Source organism: Tatumella saanichensis, assembly GCF_000439375.1.
Lineage (GTDB): Bacteria > Pseudomonadota > Gammaproteobacteria > Enterobacterales > Enterobacteriaceae > Tatumella > Tatumella saanichensis.
The window spans coordinates 69048-82858 of sequence record NZ_ATMI01000001.1 but is presented as its reverse complement, the minus strand read 5'-3'; the positions used below and the strand labels follow the sequence as shown (position 1 = coordinate 82858).

The 13811-nt window shown below is 53.4% G+C and carries 15 protein-coding genes; 7 read left to right on the top strand and 8 right to left on the bottom strand.

Annotation, left to right across the window (positions count from 1 at the left end; translation table 11 throughout):
• Nucleotides 1-25 precede the first annotated feature (25 nt).
• The 3 genes from DW47_RS0100385 to trmB form a co-directional block, all read right to left on the bottom strand.
• Entirely contained in the window at nt 26-742 is a 717-nt protein-coding gene (locus tag DW47_RS0100385) for a DUF2884 family protein (RefSeq protein WP_029684329.1), read from the bottom strand.
• Nucleotides 743-808: 66 nt separating this feature from the next.
• Nucleotides 809-1150, bottom strand: coding sequence for a YggL family protein (locus DW47_RS0100380; protein WP_029684328.1), 342 nt, complete (start codon nt 1148-1150; stop codon nt 809-811).
• Entirely contained in the window at nt 1150-1869 is a 720-nt protein-coding gene (gene trmB / locus DW47_RS0100375; RefSeq protein ID WP_029684327.1) for a tRNA (guanosine(46)-N7)-methyltransferase TrmB, read from the bottom strand. Before trmB ends, DW47_RS0100380 begins: the two co-directional genes overlap by 1 nt.
• Before the next feature lie 160 nt (nt 1870-2029).
• Between trmB and mutY the strand changes: the two genes are divergently transcribed.
• The 3 genes from mutY (at nt 2030) to mltC (ending at nt 4531) form a co-directional block, all read left to right on the top strand.
• The gene (gene mutY / locus DW47_RS0100370; protein ID WP_029684326.1) at nt 2030-3115 is read left to right on the top strand and encodes an A/G-specific adenine glycosylase; all 1086 of its coding nucleotides are present in this window, start codon (nt 2030-2032) and stop codon (nt 3113-3115) included.
• The gene (locus DW47_RS0100365) at nt 3115-3387 is read left to right on the top strand and encodes an oxidative damage protection protein (RefSeq protein WP_029684325.1); all 273 of its coding nucleotides are present in this window, start codon (nt 3115-3117) and stop codon (nt 3385-3387) included. The genes mutY and DW47_RS0100365 overlap by 1 nt, the downstream gene beginning before the upstream one ends.
• A 67-nt stretch (nt 3388-3454) precedes the next feature.
• Complete coding sequence (gene mltC, locus DW47_RS0100360; protein ID WP_029684324.1) at nt 3455-4531, top strand: membrane-bound lytic murein transglycosylase MltC; 1077 nt, start codon at nt 3455-3457, stop codon at nt 4529-4531.
• Nucleotides 4532-4569: 38 nt separating this feature from the next.
• Here the strand turns inward: mltC and DW47_RS0100355 are convergent, their stop codons facing one another.
• Complete coding sequence (locus DW47_RS0100355; RefSeq protein ID WP_029684323.1) at nt 4570-6720, bottom strand: ornithine decarboxylase; 2151 nt, start codon at nt 6718-6720, stop codon at nt 4570-4572.
• A 535-nt stretch (nt 6721-7255) separates the two neighbouring features.
• Here DW47_RS0100355 and acuI point away from each other — a divergent pair.
• Complete coding sequence (gene acuI / locus DW47_RS0100350) at nt 7256-8251, top strand: acrylyl-CoA reductase (NADPH) (protein WP_029684322.1); 996 nt, start codon at nt 7256-7258, stop codon at nt 8249-8251.
• A gap of 35 nt (nt 8252-8286) precedes the next feature.
• A complete protein-coding gene (locus DW47_RS0100345; RefSeq protein ID WP_029684321.1) occupies nt 8287-8577 on the top strand; it encodes an Rdx family protein in 291 nt (96 codons plus the stop codon).
• A 7-nt stretch (nt 8578-8584) separates the two neighbouring features.
• On the opposite strand, the gene DW47_RS0100340 is transcribed toward DW47_RS0100345, so the two are convergent.
• The 3 genes from DW47_RS0100340 to DW47_RS0100330 form a co-directional block, all read right to left on the bottom strand.
• The gene (locus tag DW47_RS0100340; RefSeq protein WP_029684320.1) at nt 8585-9085 is read right to left on the bottom strand and encodes a PadR family transcriptional regulator; all 501 of its coding nucleotides are present in this window, start codon (nt 9083-9085) and stop codon (nt 8585-8587) included.
• 15 nt (nt 9086-9100) lie between these two features.
• Nucleotides 9101-9898 carry a siderophore-interacting protein gene (locus tag DW47_RS0100335; RefSeq protein WP_029684319.1) on the bottom strand — a complete coding sequence of 266 codons (798 nt, stop codon included), beginning with the start codon at nt 9896-9898 and terminating at the stop codon, nt 9101-9103.
• A 217-nt stretch (nt 9899-10115) separates the two neighbouring features.
• Complete coding sequence (locus DW47_RS0100330; RefSeq protein ID WP_029684318.1) at nt 10116-10529, bottom strand: winged helix-turn-helix transcriptional regulator; 414 nt, start codon at nt 10527-10529, stop codon at nt 10116-10118.
• Nucleotides 10530-10621: 92 nt separating this feature from the next.
• Here DW47_RS0100330 and DW47_RS0100325 point away from each other — a divergent pair, with 92 nt between their 5' ends.
• Nucleotides 10622-11473 carry an SDR family oxidoreductase gene (locus tag DW47_RS0100325; RefSeq protein ID WP_029684317.1) on the top strand — a complete coding sequence of 284 codons (852 nt, stop codon included), beginning with the start codon at nt 10622-10624 and terminating at the stop codon, nt 11471-11473.
• Nucleotides 11474-11643: 170 nt separating this feature from the next.
• Nucleotides 11644-13302 (top strand): alpha,alpha-trehalase TreF, encoded by a 1659-nt coding sequence (treF, locus tag DW47_RS0100320; protein ID WP_152473120.1) that lies wholly within the window; start codon nt 11644-11646, stop codon nt 13300-13302.
• Between the two features lie 82 nt (nt 13303-13384).
• Here the strand turns inward: treF and DW47_RS16155 are convergent, their stop codons facing one another.
• Nucleotides 13385-13810, bottom strand: a complete 426-nt coding sequence (locus tag DW47_RS16155; RefSeq protein WP_038026898.1) for a hypothetical protein — start codon at nt 13808-13810, stop codon at nt 13385-13387.
• Between the last annotated feature and the right edge of the window lies 1 nt (nt 13811).

The window sequence follows — 13811 nt, the reverse complement described above, 5'->3', positions numbered from 1 at the left end:
CCAATGGAGGCTGCCAGAGTAGCGGTTATTTTTTCAATTGCTGAAAAATTGCCGTGCGCTGTTTCTCAAGCACGGTCACCCGCTGGCAGACCTGCTCGCCGAACTGACGGAAATCCGCTTCTTGGGTTTTCATCTGACTGCGCACTGATTGCTGCAAACCACCGAGATTCCCCATCAGTGCTTGTAGGGGATTACTGCCTGATGACTGGCTGCTGCCCAATTCATTCAGGCTATCCTGCAGGATGCCGCCCATGGTACTCTGCACCAGTTTATCCCCTTCAGAGCGAACTTGATCAATCGCCTGATGATGGAACATCAAACCGTCACTACGATGCTCGATCACCCGGTTCATCTGCGCTTTCAGTTGCGTATCCAGCGTGGTCAGCCGGGTACGGACATGGCTGTCGGCCCCTAGCTTCTCAACGATGATTTTATCCAGTGCCGCGCGGGCGTTATCTAGGCGGGTGTGCGCCCCCTGATCGATCCACGGCAGGTCCTTGCGCACCGCCGCCTGCCAGTTAATCGCCTGCTGACGCAGGGTTGCATCCGCCTGGACCGCATGGCCATTGAAGGTGATGGAGCCCTGTGGCGTGATCACCAGATCACCGTCGCTGCCGCTGGCCTCTACACTGGCCTGAGTGACAGTAATATCATCCTGCGGTTTAACAGGACATTCATAATCCGCGCGGGCACCCTGAGCAAAAGCCAGAAGAACTCCAACGGCAATAAGGTTACGTAGCATGCTCACTCCTGTTGCGGCGATTAACGGGTGCGGTGACCTATCAGTACCGGTCACCGCAAAAACGGATCAGATCTCTGCCGCTTCATCCCACCAAACATCAAAAAGCTCAGTCACTTTAACGTCAGACAGCTGACGGGCTTCCAGCCATTCGCGTACCACTTTACGCTGTTCATCGGTGCATTTGCCGGTTTTCTGCAGGCAGATTAAGCCTTCCCACTGCAGGTAGCCGCTACCATCGTAAGCCAGGCCGTTTGGTTCAATCACTTCATCGACAAAGGCATCTAAAGTCGCATCAATATCTGCTTCAGAGGTGCCCGCGGCGAATTTCCAGCTAACGGAGAAGCCCAGTTCCTGAAACTCGCCGAGGTGCATTTTCTTACGTAGACGACGACTGCGTTGTACTGCCATTATTTAATCCTCTCAAACATCAAATCCCAAACACCGTGACCAAGACGATGACCACGCTGTTCAAATTTCGTCAATGGACGGCTGTCCGGACGGGGTACATAATTTCCTTCTGCAGACTGGTTGCGATAACCGGGAATGCTGCTCATCACTTCCAGCATATGCTCTGCATAGTTTTCCCAGTCAGTGGCCATATGGAACACCCCGCCAAGTTTCAGTTTGCGCAGTATCAGTTCAGCAAAAGGCACCTGCACAATACGCCGTTTGTTATGCCGTGCTTTATGCCACGGATCTGGGAAAAACAGCTGCACCATGCGCAGCGAGTTATCGGGGATCATGGTCTCCAGCACTTCCATCGCGTCATGGCACATCACGCGTAGATTACTGACCCCTGCTTCATGGGCGCTCCCAAGGCAGGCACCGACACCCGGTGCATGCACTTCAATGCCAAGAAAATCCTGATGCGGATTCTGCTCAGCCATGGTGACCAGCGATGCCCCCATACCAAAACCGATTTCCAGAACTACCGGTGACTCACGGCCAAACAGTTCGGCAAAGTTGAGCGGCTGTGGCGTGAATTCCACGCCCATCTGCGGCCAGTAGTGATCCAGTGCGTGTTGCTGGCCTTTCGTCAGCCGTCCCTGACGACGGACGAAGCTACGGATACGACGTAGCGGACGCCCTTCTTCGTCAAATTCCGGCGTGATGACATCATTGATCATAAGAATGCCTGTTTGTTTACCTTATTCGGGAAAAGCGGGAATTATGCAAAGTTCGGCCACGGAAGCAAGCCTTTGCAAACTGTATGTTTACTCTCCGGCAGGTCTGTGCTGGAATTCCTGCCCTGATCTTAGCTTAGCTTCTGTGGAAATATTTGCTGTTATGATGCAACCTTCGCTTTTTGCGCAATACACCCTAGACTGGTACCAGCAGTACGGGCGCAAGACCCTGCCATGGCAGCAGGACAAAACTCCCTATAAAGTCTGGCTCTCTGAGGTGATGCTACAGCAGACTCAGGTTACGACTGTGATCCCCTATTTCCAACGTTTTATGTCGCAGTTTCCGACGGTGAACGACCTAGCTGCCGCCCCGCTGGATGAGGTTCTGCACCTGTGGACCGGGCTCGGCTATTACGCCCGCGCCCGTAACCTGCACAAAGCCGCCTGTCAGGTTGCAGAGAAACACCAAGGTATTTTCCCACAAAACTTTGACGATGTCGCCGCCTTACCCGGCGTTGGCCGTTCAACGGCGGGTGCAATCCTGTCACTTTCCCTTGGACAGCACTACCCGATCCTCGATGGAAACGTCAAACGGGTACTGGCTCGCTGCTATGCAGTGGCAGGTTGGCCCGGTAAACGTGAGGTCGAAACAAAATTGTGGACACTCAGTGAACAAGTTACCCCGGCGGAAGGCGTCAGCCAATTCAACCAAGCGATGATGGACCTCGGCGCCATGGTCTGTACCCGCTCGAAGCCTAAGTGCGAACTCTGTCCGTTACAGTCGGGATGTATCGCCTATGCTAATCAGTCATGGTCTAACTTCCCTGGGAAAAAACCGAAAAAGGTCCTTCCGGTGAAAACGGCATGGTTTTTACTGCTACAACAAGGCGACAATGTGCTGCTGCAACAGCGTCCCCCAACCGGGATCTGGGGCGGTTTATACAGCTTTCCGCAATTTGACCATCAGCAAGGCATGCAGGCTTGGCTGGATGAGCGTGGCATCCGTGGCGAATTACAGCCAATGACCGCCTTCCGGCATACCTTCAGCCATTTTCACTTGGAGATTATTCCCTTATTGCTACAGGATGCGGAATTTGGCTCCGCGATGGATGAAAGCGGCGCGCTCTGGTATAACTTAGCCCGGGCTCCCGCGGTAGGACTGGCCGCCCCGGTAGAACGCCTGTTACATGAACTGAAACACCCGCAGCAACTGGCCTTACATTCGCGTAAGCCTAAAGAGGAAGAATAATGAGCCGCACAATCTTTTGTACCTACCTGCAACGCGATGCCGAAGGCCAAGATTTTCAACTGTATCCCGGCGAGCTGGGTAAGCGTATTTTTCAGGAGATCTCCAAACCGGCGTGGCAGGAATGGATGAAGAAGCAGACCATGCTGATCAATGAAAAAAAGCTCAATATGATGAATGCCGATGACCGTAAAGTGCTGGAGCAGGAAATGGTGAATTTTTTGTTTGAAGGTAAAGACGTTCATATTGAAGGTTATACACCGCCGGCCCCCTGACCGGATGCCCTCTTAGCGGGGGCTGTTTGTTATCTCCCCCAGCCAGATAGACTGAAACACAGAAACTATGAAAAAACTGTATCCGCTCCTGGTCATTGCCCCGTTACTGGTTTCCTGTTCCAGCCATAAGCCCCCCGCGTTTAACGAAGCTTGGGTCAAGGATACCAATGGTTTTGATATTCTTATGGGCCAGTTTGCCCATAACATTGAGAATATCTGGGGGATCAACGAAGTGCTTATCGCCGGTCCTAAGGACTATGTGAAATACAGCGATAACTACTACACCCGCAGCCATATTAACTTCGAAAGCGGTAATATTACTATCGAGACCATTTCCGGAACTGACCCGATGGCCAGCCTCCGTCAGGCCATTATCAACACCCTGTTGGTCAGTGAAAACCCCGGTAATGTCGACCTTTACTCTGATGCTAACGATATCAAACTCAGCCAGCAGCCGCTGCTGTACGGTGAAGTGGTAGATAATACCGGTCATGCCATTCGCTGGCCGGGCCGGGCCGCCAACTTTGCTGACTACTTAATTAAGTACAAGCTGAAACGCCGCATGTCTGGGTTGCATGTGATCTGGTCCGTCGATATTCCGATGGTCCCGAACCACCTGAATAAACGTGCCCATAAATACTTGCCGCTGGTGCGCCGTGCCTCTGAGCTTTATGGCGTTGATGCGTCACTGATCTTGGCGATTATGCAGATTGAATCGAGTTTCAACCCCTATGCGGTGAGTAATTCCGATGCGCTGGGGCTGATGCAGGTGGTACAGCATACCGCCGGTGTGGATGTGTTCCGCATGAAAGGAAAATGGGGTAAACCGAGCCGCGGCTATCTGCTGGACCCAGAAAATAATATTGATGCTGGGACCGCTTATCTGTCGATATTGCAGAAAAGCTATCTGGCAGGGATCCAGAACCCGGTTTCCCGTCGTTATGCGGTGATCACCGCCTACAATGGCGGAGCTGGCAGCGTGTTGAAGGTGTTTTCATCCAATAAAAGCCGCGCACTGGATATGATCAACGCCATGTCACCGGATGAGGTTTACCAGACCTTGGTCAACAACCACCCGGCGATGGAATCGCGTCGCTACCTGTATAAAGTGAATAGCGCTGAGCGCAGCTACTACCGCTACTGATCAACGGCTGCCGGACCTCGGGTCCGGCAGCTTGGCGGTCAGCCGTTAGCCTCCAGCAGTACCCAACCATATAAACGCTCATGGTGCTGTTCATCCTCGCGGATATACACACCCTGCAGTTCCGGCGAGAAGCCTGGTAACAGATTAATGCCTGCTTCAAGCGCCAAGAAATAGTGCTGTACTGCTCCGCCCCACACTTCGCCCGGTACCACACACAACACGCCCGGCGGGTAAGGTAACGCCCCTTCTGCCGCAATGCGCCCAGCCGCCTCACTGAGGGGAACCAGCTCCACTTCTCCGCGTAGGTACTGATGATGAGCCTGTTGCGCATTCATCGCCACTGCTGGCAGACTCTGTTCTCGGAACATGGCTTTTTGCAGATCTTTTACCTGATAGCTCACATAGAGGTCATGCATCTCTTGGCACAGTCGGCGCAGAGTGTAGCCCTGATAACGCTGTTGATACTTGCGGTAAACCGTCGGCAACACCTCCTCCAGCAAGGCGTCGTCGGCCACATGCTGCTCAAATTGCGCCAGCATCTCCACCAGATGTGCCATCTTCTGCGGGGTTTCTGCTGGCGTCAGCAGAAACAGGATCGAGTTCAGGTCACATTTTTCTGGGACGATCCCGTTTTCACGCAGGTAATGGGCCAGAATAGTCGCTGGAATACCAAACTCGCTGTATTCACCGGTGGCGGCATCGATGCCCGGCGTGGTCAGTAACAACTTGCAGGGATCAATCAGATATTGGTCGCGGGCATACCCCGAGAAACCGTGCCATCGGGCCGCCGGTTCAAAACTGAAATAACGACGATCGGTTGCCAGGGTTTCGGTAGCAATCTCTTCCCAGCGCTGTCCATCCACGGTTTCCGGCACAAACGGCTGGATCATCTGGCAGCGGCGGATAATCGCTTTACGGGCGTCAATGCCTAGGGTCACGCACTCCTGCCACATACGGCGTCCAGCCTGCCCCTGATGGATCTTGGCATTCACATCCAAGGCCGCAAACAGCGGATAAAATGGACTGGTGGAAGCGTGCAACATAAAGGCATTATTCAGCCGCTTATGTGGACAGAAACGGCGCTGACCGCGGATGTGGTTATCTTTTTTATGGATCTGCGAGGTCTGTGAAAAACCGGCCAACTGTTTGTGCACGGACTGGGTCACAAAGATCCCCGGATCATTTTCATTCAGTTCCAATAACAGCGGCGAACAGTCGGCCATCATCGGAATGAACTGCTCATAGCCGAGCCAAGCAGAATCAAACAGAATGTAGTCACACAGGTGGCCAATTTTATCCACCACCTGACGGGCGTTGTATACGGTGCCGTCATAAGTACCGAGCTGAATGATCGCCAGCCGGAAAGGCCGCGCTTCATGGGCACGCTGCGGAGCCACTTTTTCCAGTTGCTGGCGTAAATAGCCTTCATCGAAACAGTGGGCATCGATGCCGCCGATAAATCCAAACGGATTGCGGGCCGCTTCCAGATAGACCGGTGTCGCCCCGGCTTGGAGCAGTGCGCCGTGGTGATTCGACTTATGGTTATTCCGGTCGAACAGCACCAGATCCCCCGGGGTCAGCAGGGCATTGGTGACCACTTTATTGGCACTGGAGGTGCCATTCAGCACAAAGTAGGTTTTATCGGCATTAAACACTTTGGCCGCAAATTTCTGCGCATCTTTGGCAGATCCTTCGTGGATCAGTAGATCCCCGAGGCGTACATCGGCGTTACACATGTCCGAACGGAAAACATTCTCACCGTAAAAATCATAGAACTGACGGCCAGCCGGATGACGACGGAAAAATTCGCCACCTTGGTGTCCTGGGCAGGCAAAAGTGCTGTTTTTCATCGCCACGTAACGGGTCAAAGTATCGAAAAACGGCGGCAGTAAGTTTTCCTGATAATCGCTGGCGGCTTGCTCTAGGGCGAGGTGGCCGCTCTCAGTGGGCTGATAGACTGCCTGGATGCCAGCGGGTAATGCTGTCTCCGGATCATCGCTGGCAATAAACACCGGTAACTCAAAGCCGCTGCGATTCAGCAGGGCTAACATTCCACGGCTGGCGTCAGCCGGGGTCAGGACCACGGCAGCGATATCGGTAAAATCGGTCTCGTCCAGCGCCACTAGCGGGCGGGCGGAGGAAATCTGCGGGAGCAGAACGGCACTGGCCGCAATTTTCAAAACTGTCATGACACAAATCCCCAAAGGTCAAGGATGAGTGGGTGCGCAACGGCACGGCATGAGGAAAATTCCTCGGCGAATAATGTCAGATTTTTTCCGGCTGTGAACTGAAATACAGTCAGGGATGATAGACATCAGTAAAATCAGAATAGCCTCTGTTTTTACTCATGCCCAACAGGCAGCCAAAGACTGGCCTCACCGCATGGTGAAAGAACGGGTTTTCCGGCAGATACCCGAGAGCCACGCTAACGGGTCGCGCTGTAGGGTTAATCGATGTGGTGCAGCACTAAGGGCAACGTTCAACCTAACAGCCTCTCAGAGTCGGTGATGATGTCATAAAATAAGCGGCGCTCATCATGTCACCTTTATAGGGTACAGGCAAGGGATAATCACCCCTCCCGACCCACCATACATCATCTTAAATGATTGATTATTAATGATAATTAAAATTCACAGCCGATTATTTTTCATTCATAATGATTATCTATGCATATTTTCCTCACTAAGCGGCTAGTGGGGCGACCACTCAATTTACGGAGCAGTTATGTATCAGGCAATATGGATTGACAATGATGACCAAGGTTATCGGGCTGCACTGACAACATTAGCCACCACACAGCTGCCGGATGCGCCGGTTTCGGTTAAGGTTCTCTACTCGGCCCTCAACTATAAAGATGCACTGGCGATCAGTGGCCGAGCCCCGGTGATCCGCCACTTTCCAATGGTGCCAGGCATTGATTTCGTGGGAGAAGTCACTGCCAGTGCCGACCCACGCTGGAAAGCGGGTGATCAGGTGATCGTGACCGGTTACGGGGTGGGCGAAAGTCATCCCGGAGGTCTCGCCCAACGGGCTGCGGTCAGTGGCGACTGGCTGGCGCCGTTACCTGATGCCCTGACACCGCTGATGGCGATAGCTGTCGGGACTGCGGGCTTAACCGCCATGTTGTGTGTGATGGCGCTGGAACGCCAAGGCATTACCCCACAGAGTGGTGAGGTACTGGTTACCGGAGCCAGTGGCGGGGTCGGTAGCTTTGCCACCCTGCTGCTGGCGAGAGCTGGCTATCACGTTGCGGCAGTCAGCGGCCGTAGCGAAAATCATGCTTATCTGTGTGACACCCTTGGGGCCAGTCGTGTTCTGCCTCGAGAGATGTTCAGTCAACCGGCTAAACCGCTGGCCCGTGAACAATGGGCGGCTGCCATTGATACTGCTGGCAGCCATACCCTCAGTAATGTACTGGCCGGGACCGTGCGTAACGGCGTGGTGGCCGCCTGCGGCATGGCACAAGGACTCGATCTGCCTACCAGCGTGGCTCCGTTTATCCTACGTGGCGTTACCCTGTGCGGTGTCGACAGTGTGATGTGTCCGATGCCGTTACGCTTGCAGGCCTGGCAGCGACTGGCTGGCGTGCTAACCCCAGATCTCACCACGCAGATTGCCGAGGTGATCCCGCTATCACAGGCAATCTGCACTGCTGATCAGCTATTAAACGGTAAAATCCGTGGCCGACGAGTCGTCGATTGTCAGCGGGTCGACGAATAGCCCAGCGGGCTAAAAACCTATCTTGGAGAATAATGATGACAGAAAAACCGGCAATACGGATCCATTACTGCAGCCAATGTCAGTGGCTGCTACGTGCTGCTTGGATGGCGCAAGAACTGTTGAGTACCTTCGGCGATGATCTGGCAGCAGTGACCCTGCAACCGGGCCGAGGCGGCGTATTTGAAATCTACGCCGCAGACACCCTGCTGTGGGAGAGAAAGCGCGACGGTGGCTTCCCGGAGGCAAAAGTGCTGAAACAGCGGGTACGCGACCTTTGCTGGCCACAACGGGAACTTGGGCATAACGATAAACCGGCCAGCAAATAACTGGGTGTCAGGCACGTTCGATACGTTTGGCGGCCTCATCTAGCGCATCAATGATCGCATACAAGCTTTGCTGTGAAATTTCTGCCTCTGCCAAACGGGTATTGAGCGCCATCTTCAAGTTATGGACAGCCCTCTCCATCTGCGGTGTGCGCCGATGTTTCCCCACCACTGCCAGCATTTTTAGACGTTCGCTGATCTGCGCAAGCTGCGACTGATTATCAGTCAGTTGCTGCTCACCCGCTGCCGTAAGACGGAAGCATTTACGGGCACTGTCACTGTCCACTGGGACAATGGCCTCCATCTCTTCCAGTAACATCAGCGCCGGATAGATGATCCCCGGACTGGGGCTATATTCCCCTTGGGCTAGGGCTTCGATAGCTTTGATCAACTCATAGCCGTGGGCCGGTTGCTGATGCAACATACTGAGGATCAACAGCCGCATTTCTGCGGCATCTAAGAGTTTTTCACGGCGCTTGCGTTGCAGCAGACCATTTCTGACAATATTCATAGGCGCATCCTGGGGTTATTCCTCTTTGCGGTGCCAGTAGGCCACAGCCCGAACCAGGCTAGGGTGACAGTTGCGTTGCTCGGTAAAGTAGTCACTTAGCGCTTTTACTGAGTCGCCTTCTCCGGTCAACCAGATAAAATAATCGTCTGTGGGTAATGTCAGCCCCTGAACATGAGTCAGACATTCCGCCACGCCGTCACTGTCCATGCGGCCATGCCCCAGACAGATCAGTTCCGTCCCAGCGGGCAACTCACCGAGGTACGCCTCTGCCAACGTCTCATCGCAAAAAGCCAGCAGTAACTGTTTGTTACCTTGCACCTGCGCCAAACGCCGCTGCATCGCCGGTAAGCCGGTTTCATCAAACACGTACACTTGGGTCGCATAGTCTACGGGGACAATCAGAGAACCCCGTGGGCCACCGACCGCTAACTGATCACCCACCGCAGCCTGCTCAGCCCACTCGCTGGCGACGCCCGCTTCATGGCGATAAAAATCGATGGTTAGCGTTGATGTCCCATCGAAAAACAGCGGCGTATAGTCACGGGCCACTGGACGCTCCCCTTCCGGCCACAGGATCCCCTCTTCAGTGGCCTGCGGCAGCAGCAGTTCTCCGCTCTGCGGATGAGGAAAGAACAGTTTACTGTGATCATCAAAGCCCGGTGAATCAAAGCCCGCCAGTTGTTCACTGTGAAAGGTGACACGCCAAAATTGATCGGCGATCAGTTGTTTATCCGCCACGCTCATACGGCGGAAATGAAGTTCGTTACGTACCCGCTTCGGTAAACGGCGACCTGAAGTTAACTCATCAGCCATAAAATTCTGCTCCTCGACACCAGGCGGTGATTGATGCCTGGATATGTTAATGATTCTCATTTACTTACCATAATCTATCTATGATATATCTTAGAATCAATAACCCTAGCCAAAGATAATGACCTCGATTAGCTCTCATCGTGTAAAAAAACCTTAATTACAGTGAGTTAACTTAAATCCAAACCAATTTAGATCGCATTTTATGTGCTTTTTCAGCTTAGGACTGCGTCACGTCCGTCTGCTCCTGTTGTTGGCGTTGCTCAAACTGCTGACGGTGCTGAGTAATCACCGACACATTGTCTTCCATCCATTCCGCCAGCGCAGAGATCTTCTGTTCCGCCTCTCGACCAAAAGGGGTCAGCGAATACTCCACCCGTGGCGGGACCTCTTGGTAGTCATTACGCTGAATATAGCCGTCTTGTTCCATATTACGCAGAGTCTGGGCCAGCATCCTTTCACTGACACCACCGATGCGTCGGCGTAATTCGCTGAACCGCAGTACCTCCTGCTTTAGGGCCAGCAATATCAGCAAACTCCAGCGGCTGGTGACCCTTTTCAGCATATCCCGTGACGGGCAGCGGGCATTGAGCAATTCGCCGCGTAAAAATTTCTGGTGCAAAGTGTCTGTCATTGAGTGAACTAACCTTTGTGTAAGTACTTACTAAAAGTAATTGTCTATTCTATAGTGATCCGCAGTTAACCACATCTGTTAAGGAAAAAATGATGATTGCGATTACTGGAGCAACCGGCCAACTGGGCCGTAAAGTGATTCATGAACTGCTGAAAACTCTGCCTGCCGACCGTGTGACTGCGCTGGTCCGCCAGCCACAGCAGGCGGCTAAACACTTGCCGGACGGTTTAATACTCCGCGAGGCTGATTATAACCGTCCAGAGACCCTGCAACCGGCCTTAGAAGGTGTCACCCGTTTGCTGTTGATCTCCTCCAGTGAAGTCGGCCAGCGCGAAGCACAACATGCGGCAGTGATCGACGCCGCCAAAGCCGCCGGTGTGCAGTTTATCGCCTACACTAGTCTGCTGCATGCCGACCGCTCGCCACTCGGCTTAGCCACCGAACACCGTGCCACCGAAGCCAAACTGGCGGCTTCCGGTATCGGCTACGCCTTACTGCGTAATGGCTGGTACAGTGAGAACTACGCCGCCAGCATTGCCCCGGCACTGGAGCATCATGCCTTTATCGGTGCCGCCGCGGACGGCAAAATTGCCTCCGCTTCGCGCCAAGATTACGCCGAAGCGGCCGCTAAAGTCCTGCTGGCGGACGATCAGACGGGTAAGATCTATGAGTTAGCCGGAGATAATGCCTATACCCTCAGCGAGTTCACTGCCGAAATTGCCCGCCAGAGCGGAAAAAAAGTGGAATACGTTAACCTGTCACAGACAGAATTTGCCGCCGCCCTGAAACAGGCCGGATTACCGGAGGCACTGGCGGACCTACTAGCCGATTCCGATCACGGCGCAGCACAGGGTGGGCTTTATGATGACAGTTATACCCTAAGTGCGCTGATTGGCCGAGCCACTACCCCTTACGCCGACACCATCCGCGATACCCTAAAATAATTTTTCCCTACTGCGGGCAGCCGGTCATCGGCTGTCTGTAATCACTATCTCCGCACCACCGCTACGATTTATTACACAGTTTTAGACTTTAGTGCTAGCGGCGATTCAGGATTGTCTATACTTAATGTTTAATATTTGAACGATTGAGCGACGATACTGATGAGGAGGCAATTATTACTACATTACCAAAACATCAGTCTGATGATCCGCAGGATCCGGACTACGAACCGGAGTATCTGAACGATCCCCATGAATTACATTTCGAAGGGATGAACGATTACGAACCAGAACCCGGTATTATCGATGGTATGCCGGCGGCTGACGCCCTCACCCCCTCCGATCGCTATCTGGAACTGTTTGAGCATGTACAAAATGCGCATATTTTTCCGGACAGTAAAACCTTTGCCGACTGTTCGCCGGTGGGTGATCCGCTCGATATCCTGATCCTCTACCGCGACCTTCGGCGTAGCGGTAAAGAGTTCGACTTAGAGGATTTTGTTAAGCAACACTTTACCCCACCTTCAGACCATGATGTTTACAACCACCAGCAACCGGGTAAACCGATCTGCCAGCATATCGATGATCTCTGGCCGGTGTTGGTGCGCGAACCTTTGAAACATCAGCCCTGGTCTTCGTTACTGCCGCTGCCGAAACCTTATGTGGTCCCTGGCGGTCGCTTTAGCGAAGTCTATTATTGGGATTCTTACTTCACCATGCTGGGACTGGCGGAGAGTGGCAGACTAGATTTGCTTAAGGATATGGCCGATAACTTTTCCTGGCTGATCGGCAATTACGGGCATGTGCCAAACGGTAACCGTACCTATTATCTCAGTCGTTCCCAGCCACCGGTGTTTGCGCTGATGGTGGAGTTATTTGAGGATGCCGGGCTGACAGGCAGCAGCGGCTATCTGGAAAACCTGATCAAAGAATATCACTACTGGATGGACGGTGCCGGTTCCCTAATGCCCGACCAGGCTTACCGGTATGTGGTTCGCATGCCTGACGGTTCGCTGCTTAATCGCTATTGGGACGACCGCGACACCCCGCGTGACGAAGCTTGGCGGGAAGATATTGCCACCGCTAAATCCTCCGGCCGTCCCGCCAATGAAGTCTATCGTGATCTGCGCGCTGGCGCGGCTTCAGGCTGGGACTACTCCTCCCGTTGGCTGAGAGAGCCAGACCGCTTAGCCAGTATTCGAACCACCCAGTTTATCCCTGTCGACCTGAATGCGTTTCTCTACAAACTGGAAACCACCATTGTCCGACTGGCGGAAGACGAAGGGGAGATCCTCACTTCCCGAGCCTGGCAAGCAAAAGCGGATGCCCGCCGCAAAGCGATGCACCATTATTTGTGGGATGAACAACAGGGTGTCTATATTGACTATGATTGGCGACAGGCCAGAGCGGGCACCTTCTCTGCCGCGGCACTGGTGCCGCTGTTTACCGGAGTTGCCACACCCGCCCACGCGAAAAGACTGGCCAAAGCGGTACGTGAACAATTACTCAGTCCTGGTGGACTGCTCTCCTCATTAGTGGAGAGCGGCGAGCAATGGGACAAACCGAATGGCTGGGCGCCCCTGCAATGGATGGCGATCGAAGGGCTGAAAGCCTACGGCGAAACCCGACTTGCCCAGGACATCGCCGTGAATTGGCTTAAAACGGTGACCCGTTTCTATGATCAACACGATAAATTGGTTGAGAAATACAATATCGGCAGTGAAACCGCCACCGGCGGCGGTGGCGGTGAGTACGCCCTCCAGGACGGCTTTGGCTGGACCAACGGTGTGACCCGTCAGTTGATGAAAACTTACGGACGCTATCTGAAATAAGGCTAGCGGTCAGCCATAAAAAAGCCCCCGCAGGCAGTACCTGCGGAGGCTTTTGGGCTCGGTCACGACCGAGCGGGTAATATTAGTTAGTGACAGAGCTTTTAGCGCTGTTGGCCGCGTCTTTGGTTTTGTTCCACAGCTTAGTGGCACCTTCCTGAGTACTGTTTGCAGCCTCATGGGTGGTTTCTTTGGTTTTGTTCCAGCCTTTCTGCGTGTGCTCTTTAGTGCGGTTCCACGCTTTCTGCGACTTCTCTTTCATCGCATCAGTATTGCTGGTGTGGCCACCGTTTTTCAGCTTATTGACAGTCTGCTCATTTTTTTCCTGCAGGCGGTGTTTCGCTTTCTGGGCCGCTTCGCTGGTACGGTCCTGTGCCTGCTGCGAGGTTTCTGATGCACTATTCTTCAGCTGCTGCGTTTGCTCCTGCAACTGCTGAGAAGTTGTTTCTGCAAATACGTGCGCTGTGAAGAAAGTCATAGAAATAGCAACTGCGGTTAATGTCTTTTTCATC